Raw genomic sequence first — 1,017 nt, 5'->3', positions numbered from 1 at the left:
GTTCTGGAAAACTGCGTTTCCGTTTGGAACGGTTCCGCATAAGCCGTTCCCGTTCCCTGGCGGCAAGGATATCCCCTTCCATGACTCCGGCGCAGATGCAGCCAACGGCTACATCCTCAAAGTAGTCAGGATGCCCCATCACATGCACAAACCGTACCTTCCTGCAGCCGCAGAGCTCACAGGTGTGAAGCGGCGCCTCCATGTCATCTTCTCGTACATCATAAACTCCCTGGCAATGCCATCCTGAGAGCGGTGCTCCCCATTCGCGTAATATTTTCTGGCAGCGGGCAAAATAACTTTTGTCCATTCCGTCACCAGTAATTTTTTCCTTTGGATCATTATCCATAGTGCTAAGACCCCCGTATTTTCTAGCTTTTGGAGTATTGTCCATTTTGTCCATTTTGTCCCTATATATATAGATTTATGTATTTAATAGAAGAAATAGAATAAATAAATAAGTAAGTACTTTTTACTTTTTATAAGGTTTTGGACAAAAAGGACAATACCCTTAAACCCACATGCTACCTTCCTCCAGCTGTCCCAGAAAAGCAAGGACAAGCTCTGGACAAAAGGACAGAACCCAGTCAATGCTCCTTCAACCAGGGGTTGATGTCATATTTTGGGAGTGGCGGTCTGCCTGTGCCTGTGTATTTCTGCGGCTGCTGCATGATGTACCCGTAATCCTCAAGGAAGTCGAGAACCGGCTGGATGCTGTCCACGGTCTTAAATCTCCGGCACATGCGCATAGCTTCTCGCCTGTCAAATGTGGTGAGATGCCGCTCCCTGAGTTTCTGGAGAATCAGATTTCCGTTCCGATACATGTCATTTTCCGGAAGTACGGAATAGGCTGCCTGTGCATGGTTGAGATAATATTTCCCAAGACGTATCGCATCTGACATGGTTTTCCCGGTGACGGACAAGGCATCCTGCACCATAAGAAAGTCATGGCTTTGGTAAACGGAAGCCCTGCAAAGGAGTCCGGACAGGCGCAGTACATTGCCGACAAGCTTTCCGGCC

Annotated in this window: 2 protein-coding genes; both read right to left on the bottom strand. The window is 48.0% G+C overall.

Going from position 1 to position 1,017, the window contains the following annotated elements:
* Positions 1-346 (bottom strand): hypothetical protein (locus VZT47_RS10680; protein WP_330224932.1); only part of this gene is annotated, 346 nt, incomplete at its 3' end.
* Positions 347-584: 238 nt separating this feature from the next.
* The coding region (locus VZT47_RS10675; protein ID WP_330224931.1) for a DUF3987 domain-containing protein at positions 585-1,017 on the bottom strand (433 nt) is incomplete at its 5' end.

It is taken from the genome of Dialister sp. (genome assembly GCF_036343215.1).
Taxonomy (GTDB): Bacteria; Bacillota; Negativicutes; order Veillonellales; family Dialisteraceae; genus Dialister.
Note: the sequence above shows the minus strand (reverse complement) of the source record. Positions and strands in the feature narration are given on the sequence as shown.